This is a genomic window from Elusimicrobiota bacterium, from assembly GCA_041660925.1.
In the GTDB taxonomy this organism is placed as follows: Bacteria; Elusimicrobiota; Elusimicrobia; order UBA1565; family UBA1565; genus JBAZUV01.
Window position 1 is genome coordinate 330,194 of record JBAZVI010000001.1, and the last position, 12,869, is coordinate 343,062.

A 12,869-nucleotide genomic window follows, 5' to 3' on the forward strand; every position below is an offset into this window, starting at 1 on the left:
GCCGGACGGCCGGACGAAGGCTACGGCACGCAGGCCGTCGGTTTCGTCCTGCAGACGTATTCCTTGAGCTGCTCGAACCAGCCCGGGTCCTCGCTCTGGCCGATCCCCGCGTCCTTCTTGAGCTTGTCCAGCATCGCGGGGGCGATGTAGCGCCCGAGTTTCTCCCATTTCGCGTTGAAGGCCGCGGCGTCGCGGCCGCACTCGGCCTTGGCCAGCTTGGGGTCCCCGCGCCAGCGGACGAAGAGCATCTGCGCCTCGCGCGCCGCCGTCAATTCCTGCTTGAGCGGCTTCTCCGTGCGCGCGAGGTCCCGAGGTTCGACCGCCGCGCACAGGCGCTCGAGCTGCGCGAGCGCGGGATCGGACAGGAAATCCCGGAAGAGGCCGCTCTCCTCCAGGTACTGGTCGAGGGACTTCTTCTGGCCTCCGTCCTCGGCGCGGACCGGGGAGGTCCACAACGCGGGGAGCAGGGCGAAGAGGAAGATCAGGGGTTTCATGGGACTCTCCTCCTTCGTATTCGAAGGATAGCAGGACTCCCTTGACTTCGCAAGGGTCCTTCCCTATACTCCCGGGAGAAGTCCCATGAGACCCTTCCTCCCCTTCCTTCTATGTCTTCTGGGCGCGCTCCCCGCGCGGGCGGAGCCGCCGAGCCAAGCGGCCGCCGGCGCAGGGAACGAGCTCGCGCAGGCCCAGAGCGACGTGCGCGCCCGCATGGACGCCCTCGGGAGCGAGGACCCCAAGCTGGCCGGGATCGTCCTCGCGGAGGTGGGGAAGAACGACAGCCTCAAGGGAGACGCCGTCTCGTTCCAGCGCCTGCTCATCGCCCTCGACGTCATGGTGAAGGTCAAGAAGAACCCGACCCCGGAACTCCTCCAGCGCGCCATGGCCATCAACCAGGAGATGAGGGACAGCCCCAAATTCTCCGAGATCGACCAGGCCCTGCTCTCCATCACCGAGGCCGGCGGCCTCCTGCCGAAGACCTCCGCCAACACAGGGCAGGGCGGAGCCGCGCAGCCGCAGCCGCTGTCCCCCGCGACCCCCGTCCAGCCCGCGCAGGCCGCGATCGCCCCCGCCCAGGGGCTGCCCGCCGCCCCCAGCTCCCCCGCGACGGTCCTCCCCTCTCCCGCCTGGCAGGCCTACGCGGCGATGTTCCCGGAGTCGCCGGCCGTGCGCACCGAGCAGGTCCGGGCGCGGATCAACGGAGGCGATTCCCGCGGCGGCTACGAACTCGCGCAGAGCGAGATCAAGCGAGGGTACGCGACCGCGGAGAACTTCTACCTGCGCGGGCTCGGCGCGGACCGCCTGGGGGACCACGAGCAGGGGCACCGCGACGCGAGCATCGCGCTCGCGATCGACGCGCGCGACGCCCGCGCCCGCGCGCTCCTCAAGCTCACCGAAGGCAAGGCCTCGACGATCCGTCTCTCCGCCGCCGCCGCGGAGCTCCGCGGGACGGCCGAACGCCGCGCGGCGGAGGCGGGCGCTCCCGAGGGCGATGCCGCCCCCGCGCCGCACGCCGACCCGCTGAAGATCATCGAGGAGCTCCGACGCCAGGCCGGCGCCGACCCGCTCGAGGCCTCGGCGCGGCTGACCCGCGAGACCCAGCGTCTCCTCCAGGTCCAGGACGCCGCGGCCGCGGTCGTCGTCGCGCGCAAAGCCGTCGAGCTCAACGCGCGCAACGTCCAGGCCCTCAACCTCCTGGCCACGGCCCAGGCCCGGCTCGGGGAGCACCGCCTGGCGCTCGACTCCGTCGCGCAGGGCCTCGCCCTCGCCCCGCAGAACCCCGCCCTGCTCCAGACCCGCGCCTGGACGCACAACGAGATGGGCGACTACCGCGCCGCCTACGGCGACACGCTCGAGCTCCTTCGGGTGCGCCCCGACGACCCCGGGGCGTACTACCTGCAGGCCCGCGCCCTCTCCGGCCTCGGCGAACGCGACGCGATGCGCCAGGCCCTGGGGAAGGCGGCCGCCGCGGACCCGAAGTTCCGGCCCCTCTACGAGCAGGCGCTGCAGCTCCCCGAGGACGCCGACACCTCGCTCCTCTTCGCGGGCGACGCGGCCCTCAACCGGGCGGCCCGGCCCGCCGCGCCCCGCGCGAAGCGCTCGCTGCGCTTCGTCCTCCTCACCCTCTGCGGCGGCTTCCTCTTCGCGCTCGGGCTGCTCCACGTCTTCTCCGCCACCTGGCGCGAGCGCCTGCGCACGACGATCCTGCGCGCGGCGGGCGGCGCGGCCGCCCTGCCCCTGGACTCGGCGGGCCCCTTCACCGCCTCCTCGGCCCCTTCTCCTTCCTGGGGCGGCGAAGGGACGGCGCGAGAGGAGAACGACCTGCGCGCCGGCTTCTGGGCGCAGTACGAATTCGTCCGCGAGCTCGGCCTCGGCGGCATGGGCGTCGTCTGCGAGGCCAAGGACTCCGCGCTCGGCCGCCGCGTCGCGGTCAAGAAGATGCGCGACGAGATCCGCTCCGACGCGCGCGAGCGGGAGCGCTTCCTCAAGGAGGCGCGCACCGTCGCCGCCCTGCGCCACCCGAACATCGTCGAGATCTACTCCATCGTCGAGGAGGGCCCCGAGCTCTACCTCGTCTTCGAGTTCGCCGAGGGCCGGACCCTGCATGAGCTCCTCGCCGAGCGCGGCTCCCTCCCCCTCCCCGAGGCCTTGAAGGTGTTCCGCGGCGTCTGCGCCGCGCTCGAGTACTCTCACGCGCAGGGCGTCGTGCACCGCGACCTCAAGCCCGCGAACATCATGGTCGACGAGAAGGGCGGCGTGAAGGTCATGGACTTCGGCATCGCGCGCCAGGCGCGCGACGCCGCGACGCGGCTCACCCGCACCCAGGACATCACCGGGACCCCGCCCTACATGGCGCCGGAGCAGGAGCAGGGCATGGTCTGCAGGGAAAGCGACCTCTACGCGCTCGGCGTGATGCTCTACGAGTGCCTGACCGGGACGCTCCCCTTCGAAGGGACCGCCGCGGCGATGCTGCTCGCCAAGATGTCCGCCCGCTACATGCCGGCCTCCGAGCGCGAACCCTCGCTCCCCAAGAGCGTGGACGCGGTCCTCGCGAAGGCGCTGACCCCCGATCCCAAGGACCGCTGGCGCGTGCCCTCGGGCCTGCTCGCGGCTATCGAGAACCTCGCCGCCTGAACGACCCGGTCCCTTCCCGGGTCCAACGGCTCATGCGCCCCCCTCCCGGGGGTTGCTACCATCTTCCGATGAAGCTCCGCCTCCTCCCGGCCCTCCTCCTCTGCGCCGCGGCCGTCCGCGCGCAGACCGTCGTCCTTCCGCTCCGCATCCCCGCGCCGCCGCCCGGCTTCGCGCCCGTCCAGGTCGTTCCTCCCGTCCTCTCGAGCGTCCTGCCCGTCCTCTCCGCTCTTCAGACGGCGACCGCCCTGCCCTCGCTCCCGCACGCCGCGACCGTCCGGGTCCGTGCCGGCGCTGCGGTGCCGGTCCGGACGCCCCCGGCCGCCGCGGCTCGCCCCCTTCCGTCGGTGGAGACCGGCGACCTCCTCTTCCTGGACTTCGGACGGGGCGATTACTACGACGCCGTGGCGGACCCTACGCTCGAGCAGTACGGCGTGGAGGGTCCGCGCCTGCACCACGCAGGGCTCGTCGAGGTCGTCGACGGCGAGCCGTTCGTCTGGGAAGCCTGGCCGATGCGCGGGGTCGGGCGCGTGCCGCTCGCGTTCTTCCTCTCGCGCGTCCAGAGAGGAGAGGGCGAGCCCGGCGGCTACCTCGTCGGCCGCCTGCGCCCGGAGTTCCGAGCGCTCGGCTTCGAGGCCGCGCGCCGCGCCGAGGAACTGCGCGGGCTCCCCTTCGGGACGGACCTCTCCTGGGAGAGCCGCGAGCTCTACTGTTCGAAGCTCATCGCCGTGCTCTTCGCGGGGACGGGCCTCTTCGCCCCGCGCCCCATGCACTTCGGCCGGGAGGGCACTCCGGAACGCGCGTTCTGGGAGGAGCACTTCTCCCGCCTCGGCCTGCCGGTCCCGGAAGGACAGCCGGGCCTCAGCCCGCTCGGACTTTATCTGGAAGGACGCGAGAAGATCTTCCTGTCCCGATCATCGTAATTGGTAAAATGGCCGCATGAACTCCGAAGTCGCCCTTCTTGCCTGGACCGCGGCGGCCATCGGCGCCACCCATACCCTGCTCGGCCCCGACCACTACGTCCCCTTCGTCGCCATGGCCCGCGCCTGGAAGTGGTCGGCCTGGCGCACGACCTTCTGGACGACCCTCTGCGGCGTCGGCCACGTGCTGAGTTCGGTCCTCCTCGGCCTCGCCGGCCTCGCCCTGGGAACGGCGGTCGGGAAGCTCGAGTGGATCGAGGGGCTGCGCGGGGCGACCGCGGGCTGGCTCCTCTTCGGTTTCGGCCTCGCCTACGCGGCCTGGGGAGTGAAGAAAGCCCTGCGCGGGGAGAAGCACGCTCACGCCCACCTGCACATCGACGGCGCCCCCCACGCCCACGAGCACGACCACTCCGAGGAGCACGTCCACGCCCACGTCGAGGGAGGCGCTCCGAACATGACCCCCTGGATCCTCTTCACGGTCTTCGTATTCGGCCCCTGCGAGCCGCTCATCCCCCTGCTCATCTACCCCGCCGCGAAGCATTCCTGGACGGGGGCCCTCGTCGTGGCCGGGGTCTTCTCGCTCGCGACGATCGGGACGATGCTCGTCGTCGTCCACCTGCTGCGCCTGGGGGTCTCCCGCCTCCCCTTCGGGAAGCTCGAGCGCTGGTCGCACGCGCTCGCCGGCCTCGCGCTCGCCCTCTGCGGCGGCGCCGTCACCTTCCTCGGCCTTTGAAATAGGGAGCCCCCGGCGGCGTCCGCCGGGGGCTCCTCTTTTCCGTCCGGAACGGTCAGCGCGCCTGCGCCGAGACCGTCACCGCGCCAGTATAGGTCCGACCGGCCGGCAGATCCGCGACCTTGGCCGAAGGCCAGGTGACGCTCTGCTCCAGCAGCGCCGAGACCGCCAGCTCTCCGAAGTCCCCGGCGGGCATGAGCCGTCGGGCGTAGCGCTGCATGAGCGTCACGGCGACGGAGGAGCCGTCGAGCGCACCGGAGAGGAATATCTGATAGGGAGTATCGAAGCTCGCGTACACGCGGACCGCCCGCGCGGCCTCTCCCTCGCCCTCATCGTAGCAGGCGACGAAGCCGAGCCGGAAGGTCTTGGCGCCATCCGCAGTCGGAAGCGTCAAGACGACGTCGCGCGAGTCCAGAGCCTTGTTCTGTTCGCAGGCTTTTGTCCCCGCGAAGACGGGCAGGGCCAGGGAGAGAAGGGCGGCGGAGAAAAGGAACTTGCGCATTCGTTCACCTCAGGGGACGACTCACATGATTATAGACCGGGAACCCCCGAGGAGGTACGGGTCCATGGACCCATGCGCATCGTGCCCTCTGGGCCCAGATTGTTTGAGGACGGAGAAGTCCGTAGACGAGAGGCCGGCCCCCCCCAAGGGCCCGGCCTCTCGGACGACGGTGCAAGCTCAGTGCCCGCCCGTGTACTTCGCCTGCGCGGCGACCTCCGCCGCCCGGCTGGGGACGAAGACCTTCATGCAGCCGGTGCGCGCGATCGCATGCTCCCAGCGCTTCGGGTTGACGCGCGCGCAGCCGTCGCTGCAGGCCAGCGGCGGGTCCTTCGCGTCCACGACGATCTCGATGTGGCCGTGCTCCCGGCTGAAGCCGCAGTCTCCCTTGCCCCAGACGAGGATGCTCCCGACGGGCAGCGGCTTCGTGTAGGGGCTGATCTCGCGCAGCTTGCGCTTGAAGAGGTACGGCTTCTCCCTGACGAGCCGGCTGAACTGGTAGGCGCTGACGGCCTCCTCGGAGCTGACTTTCGCGCGCCAGCCCCTGGCCATCAGGCCTGCCCTCTCGAGCGCGTTCTTCACGAAGCGATAGCAGTACTTCGTGAAGCCCACGACCGCCTCCTTCACCTCGCGCGCGAGTTCGACGGCCTTCTCCCAGTCGATGAGGTCGCGCCAGCTCCAACCCCTGGCGGCCGGCGGCGTCGGCTCGGCCGCGGAGGGCGCCTCGGCCGTCTTCGGCGCCGGAGCGGGCTGCGTCTTGAGCCCCGCCTTCTTCGGAGGGGGCTCGGCCGGAGCGGACGCGGACTCCGGGGCCGCCCTCGCGGAAGCGGACTTCACCGGAGCCGCCTTGGCCGCAGAGGCGGCGGCCGCCTGCGCCGGCGCAGCGGCCGCCGCGGGAGCGGACGCAGGGGACGCGGCGGCCGTCTCGTCGGCGGACGCCGGGACCGCGTCTCCGGGGGAAGACGAGGACCCGGCCGCCGAGCGCCGGGAGCCGGAGAGGAGCGCCTTCCCCGCCTCGCGCAGGCTCCCGCCCACGCGCGCGGCGAGGGCGCCGTCGAGCTTCGGCGCGGCGAGCACCTCGGCGAGCAGCTCCGCGCGCATCGCCTCCTCCTCGACCGTCGGCTCTTCGGCATCGGCCGTCCGGACGCGGTCCTTGTAGGCCGTGAGGCAGGCCTCGGGGTCCACCCGGAACTGCTCGGCGACGAGGCGGACCATCGAGGCGTACACGTCGGGCTTCTCCGCGGAGGCGCGGCCCATCTGGACGAAGACCGCCTTCCCGAGCAGGTAGTAGAAGTCGTCGAGCTTCGCCTGGTGTTCCGGCTTGTTCTCGAAGGCCTTCAGTCCCTCCGGCTCCAGGATGGGCTTGCCCTGGAGGAACTGCGCGCCGGCCTGCGTCATGGCCTCGGGGAAGGCGCGTTCGAAGGGCGGGGGTTCTGCGAGAGCGGAAACGGCGAGGCCGACGACGGCGGCCAGGGCGACGAGGGGTCGTGCCATGGGATCCACCTCCGAAGCAAGTGTATCCGGACGCCGTCCCCTGTCAAGGGACCGGGGAGCGGCTCAACGCCCGGAGAGGAGACGGCGGCGCAGGACGCCGCGCAGGCGGCCGGGGAGACGCGGCTTCGACGCCGCGCGCAGGGCCCGCCGGGCCCCGCGCAGTCCGCGCAGGAAGTCCTGGCAGGGCCTGCAGCCCGCCAGGTGCCGCTCGACGAAGCGGCGCTCGCGCCCGCCCAGCTCCCCGTCGAGGTAGGCGCAGACGCGGGAGAGCGCGGCCCGTCCCCGCGGCCCCAGCCGGGCGGCATGGCGCCGGAAGAGCTCCTCATGGGCGGAGCAGTCGTGCCCTTTCACGCGTCCCCCCCGCCGCCATAGCGCCGGTCGAGGAGTTCGCGCAGCAGGAGACGACCGCGATGGAGGCGCGACTTCATCGCCGGGAGGCTCAGGCCGAGCGCCTTCGCCGTATCCTCGCCGGAGAGCCCCTCCACGTCGCGCAGGGTCAGCGCGAGCCGGTATTCCACCGGAAGCGCTCCCAGGGCCTCGGAGACCGCCTTCGCGAGCTCCTTCTTGCGCGCGGCTTCGTCCGGGCGCGGGGAGGGGTCCGAGAGCTGCGCGCGGGAGGAGGTCTCATCCCCCTCGGTCCACTCGGGCAGCGGGACCGACTTCCGGCGGCGCTCGTCGCGAAAGCGCATCCAGCAGAGGTTGGAGGCGATGCGGTAGAGCCAGGTCCCGAGGTCCGCGTCGGAGCGGAAGCCGGAGATCTTCTTGAAGGCGGTCAGGAAGGTCTCCTGATAGACGTCCTCCGCCTCCGCCGGCAGACCCGCGCACACGCTGTGCGCGAGGCGGTAGATGCGGTCCTCGTAGCGGCGGATGAGGCGCCCGAACGCCTCGGGGTCGCCCCGTTTGCTCCGCGCGACGAGGTCCGCCTCGGACACCTACATCCCCTCGGAGCGGAGGTTCTCCTTCGAGAACAGGCGCTCGAGCTTGGGGTCGGTGAACTTCCCGTCCTTGCGCACGAGCTTGCCGTCGAACCAGATCTCCCCGCCGCCGTACTCGGGCCTCTGGATCTGCACGAGGTCCCAGTGCACCGCCGAGGAGTTCCCGTTGGGGGCCTCGTCGTAGCTGTTGCCCGGCGTGAAGTGGAAGGAGCCGGCGATCTTCTCGTCGAAGAGCGTGTCCATCATCGGCCGGGTCACGAAGGGGTTGCAGCCGACGGCGAACTCGCCGACGTAGCGCGCGCCCGCGTCGGTGTCGAAGACCTTGTTGAGCTTCTCCTCGTTGGAGTCGGCCGTCGCCTTCACGATCTTCCCGTCCTTGAAGGTCAGGGAGATGCCGGTGAAGACCGTCCCCTCGTGCAGGGACGGGGTGTTGTAGCGGATGGTCCCGTTGACCGAGTCCTTCACCGGCGCCGTGTAGACCTCCCCGTCGGGGATGTTCATGATCCCGTCGCACTTGACGGCCGGGATGCCCTTGATGGAGAAGCGCAGATCCGTGCCGGGCGCCTTGATGCGGACCTCGTCGGTCTTCTCCATGAGGGACTTGAGGACCTCCTGCGCCTTCGACATCTTGGGGTAGTCGGCGCAGCAGACGTCGTAGTAGTAGTCCTCGAAGGCCTCCTGCGACATCTGGGCGAGCTGAGCCATGGAGTTGCTGGGGTAGCGGAGGATGACCCAGCGCGTGCGCTTGACGCGCTCCTCGAAGTGCACCGGCTTGAGGTAGAGCTTGCTGTGGAGGGCGCTCTGCCTGGGGTCCACGTCGGAGAGGTCGAAGGCGTTGTCCGGGCCGCGCACGCCGATGTAGGCGTCGGCCCGCTTCATGAGGCCGAGGTGCAACTCGGCCTGGACCTTGAACTGCTTCTCGTCGGCCGAGCGCACCCACTGGCGCTGGAGCGAGTCGTCGTTGTAGAACCAGAAAGGGATCGCCCCCTTCTCGGTGGCGTAGCGGAGGATGACCTTGCCCAGCTCGAGCGTCTCCTTGCCCTTGAGCTCGAGATAGAGGACGTCGCCCCTCTTGAGCTTGGTCGAGTAGTCCACCAGCAGCTTCGCGAGCACTTCGTTGCGCTTGTCTCTCATGGCTTCCTCCGGTCCCCGGGCAGGTTAGCAAAATGACGCCGCTTCCCGCGCGGGGCGACCGCGACGGCCTCCATCTCGACGAGGAGCTCGGGGCGGCACACGTCGGCCAGCAGCGGGACGACCGGCCAGGAGGGCAGGCGCAGCCGGCGCGCGGCGCGGCGGAAGGCGGCGAAGGCCGGGCGCGACTTGTGAAAGACCACCGAGGTCGCCACGGCGTCGAAGCCCGTCCCGCAGGCCTCGAGCACGGCCGCGACGCTCCGCAGGGTCTGGACGCTCTGGCCCTCGGCGTCGCCGACGGCGAAGCTCCGGCCCTCGGCGTCGATGCTCGCCGTCCCGGAGACATGGACCGTCCGCCGCGCTCCCGCGCCGAGCGCCGCCGCGCGGGAGAAGGCGGAGCCGTACGCGGGCGCGGGGCCCTGGCGCGCGCTGCGCCGGACCCATTCGACGCCGGTCCCGCGGGCGCCCTCGGAGCGGACCGCGAGGAGGTCCATGACGCAGTCCCCCCGGCGGCCGCGACCCTCGATCCCCGTGCTGGCCGGCGCGCGCTCGAAGAAGGAGCGGCCGAAGAAGCCGGGTCTCCGGTAGAGCGCGCTCCGGACGGCGTTGAAGTCCGCGTACCACTCCAGGATGCGATGGAGGTAGATCCACGTCCGCACGACGTCGGAGAACTCGAAGCCGCCGGCCTTCAGGGCGGCGCGGGCGTTGAGGAACATGCGCCGCGCCTGCGCGCCGCGGGAGGAGGGGAGCGTCCCGTCCGGGGAGGTCCCGTCGATGGCGGGAAGATAGAGGAAGCGCCGCCCTCCGTCGCTCCAGAGACGGCCTCCCCCCGTCCGATGGCGGAGGGTGCGCACGGCCTCCTCTCGGCGGCCGCGGGAGAGCGCCCAGAGCTGGACGCCGGCGAAGGACCCCGACACGGGCCGGCCTTCGATATAGCTCGAGGGGAGCGAAGCGTCGAGGCCGCAGGCGGAGAACGCCGCGGCCCGGGCTTTCAGAACGGACGCCCGCGCGCGCCTCAGCCCGTAGATCTTCTCCTGCACCGGCTCGAGGCCGCGGGCGGCGAGTTCGGCGCAGAGCCCGTCATAGACCTCCCTCGCGCCCCTTTCGGCGGAGCGTCCGGACGCCGGGAGCGCGGTGAGATAGACGTCCTCGCGCCCTTCGCCGAACGCGCGGACGCGGAGCGATCTGCTCATGCGGTCCATTATAGTATCATCCGGAGGATGGGCTACAGACCGCCCGCGCTCGTCCTCCTGCTGGGAACGGCGCCCCTCGCCGCCGCCGCGGCCCCCGTCTCCGTCTCGAGCGCGGGCGTCGCCGCCATCCTCTCCGGCGCCTTCCTCGACGCCCCCGCCTCCTTCCGGGCCGCGGAGTTCGCGCAGGCCGTCTCCGCGCTCCCGGTCCTGCGCTCGAAGGACCCGGAACTCGCCCGCCGGCTCGAGAAGGCCCTTCGCAGGAAGATCCCGGCGCAAGCCGACGCGCTGATGGCCGCGCTCGCCGGGACATCGTCGGACCCGTGCCGGGACCGCCACGTGCGCATGAGCCTCGGCGCCTCCGCGTTCGAGGACTTCCTTCGGAAGGCGGTCCTCTCGAAGGAACGCCTGGACCGGGCCTGCGGAGCGGTCGACCGCAAGGATTACGGAGCGGCCCGGACCCTCCTCGACGAAGCGATCGCGCTCGACGGCGGCTTCCTCGACGCCTACGCCAACCGCGCCGCCGTCCAGTCCCTCTCGGGAGACGTCGGGAAGGCCTGCCGGGACTTCTCGGACTCCCAGCGGGCGCCGGACGGCCTCCGCCTTCCGGCGGACCGGTGCCTCTGCTCTCCGGCGCTGGCGCCGGAGCTCGCGCGCCTCGACGCGCGCGTGCGCCGGGGAAGGACGCTCAACGACGCGGCGGTCTCGCTCTATCTGTCGGGGAAGCGCGCGGAAGCGGCGCGAAGCCTCGACGAGGCCCTCGCGGCGGACCCCGGCAACCCCGAGGCGTATCACACGCGCGCGGTGCTCCGGGAAGCCGCCAACGACCCGGCCGGGGCCCTGTCGGACTACGCGAGGGCCGCGGAGTACTCGCCGCTCCGGCTGGACATCCAGGACTCCGCGCTGAAGAACGCCTCGCGGCTGCTGCTGCGCCAGCGGCTGAGCCTGCTGCGGCGCCGCTTCACCGGGAACGCCCCTTCCCCGCTGGACGCGGTGACGCCCGGCGCCCGGCGGCGGCTGAACGCCTTCCTCCGCGCCCTCCGGCACCCCCGTGCCGCCCTCTCCTCTCGGTGGAAAGACCGCGCGCGTCCCGAAGAAGCGCCGGCGCCGACCCCTCCGGCGGCGGCGCCCGCGGACGGCAAAGCCGCCGCCCTTCGCATCCTTTATCCGTACGAGGGGACGCTCTTCCCCGCGGACATCCGGTCTCCCGAGATCCGCTGGGAGGGCCCCGCGCCCGACGACGGGGGCTGGCTCGTCCGGATATCCTTCAAGGGTCCGCCGACTCCCCTGGAGTTCCGCGTCCGGGAGCCGCGCTGGACGCCCTCGGAGAAGGAATGGGAGGAGGTGAAGCGGCTCTCCCTGGAGACGCCGGCCTCCCTGGAGGTGTCCGGCGCGGGCGCAGCGCGCGCCCGCGTCTCGTTCAAGACCTCGAAGGACCCCGTCGCCGCCCCCCTCGTCTTCCGGGCCGTTCCCACCCCGTTCCCGCCGCCCTCGGACTACGCCAAGGTGAAGTGGAAGCTCGGCCGGGTCTCCTCCTACGCCCCCCCGACCGTCATCATGAGCAGGCGCAAGACCTGCTTCAACTGCCACGTGGCCTCGGCCGACGGGAAGACGATCGGCTTCGAGTACAACGTGACGCTCGAGGAGAAGGGCAGCTACTTCCTCATCCGGGATCCGGGGAAGAAGGAGCGCCCCGGCCGGGAGGCCGCCTTCAACTGGAACGACGATCCGAAGGGAGGCGTCTACGGCCGATACCAGGCGAACCTCTCCGCGATCTCCCCGGACGGCGGCGTCATCGTCACCAGCGGCAAGGGACTCTCCTTCAACGCCCCCAACTGCACGGAGCTGGCGCGCTGCAGCCACGTCACGCGGGGGATCGTCCAGTACCGGACCCTCGAGGACAAGACGGTCCGGACCCTGCCCGGCGCCGACGACGAGCGCTTCATCCACTCGCCCACCTCCTGGAGTCCCGACGGAAAGTACATCTACTTCTCGGGAGCGCCGATCCCCCCGTTCTTCGACAAGCTCAACCGCGATTATCTGGAGGGGAAGTCGACGGACGAGCCCGAGCCCCTGAGCATGAAGGACGTGGACAGCCGCTATCCGCTGAGGTACGACGTCTACCGCATCCCCTTCAACGGCGGGAAAGGCGGGAAGGCGGTCCGTCTGGCCGGCGCCTCCGCGAACGGCCGGAGCAACTATTTCCCCATCGCCTCGCCGGACGGGAAGTGGGTCGCCTTCACGCAGAGCGCCAACGGGATGATGCTGATCCGCTCCGACAGCGACGTCTACCTCGTCCCCGCCGCGGGCGGGAAGGCGCGCAAGCTCCGCTGCAACGGGCCCCGGGCGGACTCCTGGCACAGTTGGTCGCCCAACGGCCGCTGGCTGGCTTTCGCCTCGAAGTCGCACGGCCCCGAGACGGACATCGTCCTCACCCACATCGACGAGGACGGGAACGACTCTCCCCCCGTCGTCCTCACGGCGATGAGGGACGAGGACGGACTCTCCGCGAACCTGCCTCAGTTCTTCAACCTCCAGCCAGGACGGCTGGAGAAGCTCGACCCGCGCCTGCCCTAGGAGTCCGTCCGAGTAATAGCGTATTCCCCGGAGGCCCAAGCCTGAGCCGTGCGCAAGGCGCGACGAGCGAGCATAGCCCCGCTATGTGAGCGAGGAGCAACGCGGCGCACGGCCGGGATGGGGCCTCCCGCTCTTCCTCAGAAGTCATGGGAGGAGCGGGTCGCGCGCTATCGGGCTGCGACGGCGTCGCTCGTCGCTTACATAGCCGCAGCTATGCGCGCTCCTCGCTCCTTGTCTCGCTCCAATAGCGCGCGACCGGAG

General features: G+C 71.3%; 11 protein-coding genes. 4 read left to right on the top strand and 7 right to left on the bottom strand.

Translation table 11 applies throughout. The features are described from left to right. Nucleotides 1–20 precede the first annotated feature (20 nt). Nucleotides 21–494 (bottom strand): hypothetical protein, encoded by a 474-nt coding sequence (locus WC969_01355; protein ID MFA6028477.1) that lies wholly within the window; start codon nucleotides 492–494, stop codon nucleotides 21–23. Between the two features lie 85 nt (nucleotides 495–579). On the opposite strand from WC969_01355, the gene WC969_01360 reads away from it, so the two are divergent. The 3 genes from WC969_01360 to WC969_01370 all read left to right on the top strand — a co-directional run bounded on the left by WC969_01360 (nucleotide 580) and on the right by WC969_01370 (nucleotide 4,782). Then, a complete protein-coding gene (locus WC969_01360) occupies nucleotides 580–3,132 on the top strand; it encodes a protein kinase (GenBank protein MFA6028478.1) in 2,553 nt (850 codons plus the stop codon). Between the two features lie 68 nt (nucleotides 3,133–3,200). After that, the gene (locus WC969_01365; GenBank protein MFA6028479.1) at nucleotides 3,201–4,052 is read left to right on the top strand and encodes a YiiX/YebB-like N1pC/P60 family cysteine hydrolase; all 852 of its coding nucleotides are present in this window, start codon (nucleotides 3,201–3,203) and stop codon (nucleotides 4,050–4,052) included. Between the two features lie 16 nt (nucleotides 4,053–4,068). Continuing rightward, nucleotides 4,069–4,782 carry a hypothetical protein gene (locus WC969_01370; GenBank protein ID MFA6028480.1) on the top strand — a complete coding sequence of 238 codons (714 nt, stop codon included), beginning with the start codon at nucleotides 4,069–4,071 and terminating at the stop codon, nucleotides 4,780–4,782. Nucleotides 4,783–4,837: 55 nt separating this feature from the next. On the opposite strand, the gene WC969_01375 is transcribed toward WC969_01370, so the two are convergent. The 6 genes from WC969_01375 to WC969_01400 form a co-directional block, all read right to left on the bottom strand. Further along, nucleotides 4,838–5,284, bottom strand: a complete 447-nt coding sequence (locus WC969_01375; GenBank protein ID MFA6028481.1) for a hypothetical protein — start codon at nucleotides 5,282–5,284, stop codon at nucleotides 4,838–4,840. A gap of 177 nt (nucleotides 5,285–5,461) precedes the next feature. Continuing rightward, complete coding sequence (locus tag WC969_01380) at nucleotides 5,462–6,775, bottom strand: hypothetical protein (protein MFA6028482.1); 1,314 nt, start codon at nucleotides 6,773–6,775, stop codon at nucleotides 5,462–5,464. Between the two features lie 63 nt (nucleotides 6,776–6,838). After that, nucleotides 6,839–7,126 (bottom strand): zf-HC2 domain-containing protein, encoded by a 288-nt coding sequence (locus WC969_01385; GenBank protein ID MFA6028483.1) that lies wholly within the window; start codon nucleotides 7,124–7,126, stop codon nucleotides 6,839–6,841. Beyond that, nucleotides 7,123–7,707: a sigma-70 family RNA polymerase sigma factor gene (locus WC969_01390; GenBank protein MFA6028484.1), complete on the bottom strand. Its 585-nt coding sequence runs from the start codon at nucleotides 7,705–7,707 to the stop codon at nucleotides 7,123–7,125. Before WC969_01390 ends, WC969_01385 begins: the two co-directional genes overlap by 4 nt. Further along, the gene (locus WC969_01395; protein MFA6028485.1) at nucleotides 7,708–8,844 is read right to left on the bottom strand and encodes an aminopeptidase; all 1,137 of its coding nucleotides are present in this window, start codon (nucleotides 8,842–8,844) and stop codon (nucleotides 7,708–7,710) included. It abuts the gene before it with no gap. Next, a complete protein-coding gene (locus WC969_01400; GenBank protein MFA6028486.1) occupies nucleotides 8,841–10,034 on the bottom strand; it encodes a RidA family protein in 1,194 nt (397 codons plus the stop codon). Before WC969_01400 ends, WC969_01395 begins: the two co-directional genes overlap by 4 nt. Before the next feature lie 27 nt (nucleotides 10,035–10,061). Between WC969_01400 and WC969_01405 the strand changes: the two genes are divergently transcribed. Next, nucleotides 10,062–12,608 (top strand): hypothetical protein, encoded by a 2,547-nt coding sequence (locus WC969_01405; protein MFA6028487.1) that lies wholly within the window; start codon nucleotides 10,062–10,064, stop codon nucleotides 12,606–12,608. Nucleotides 12,609–12,869: the final 261 nt, after the last annotated feature.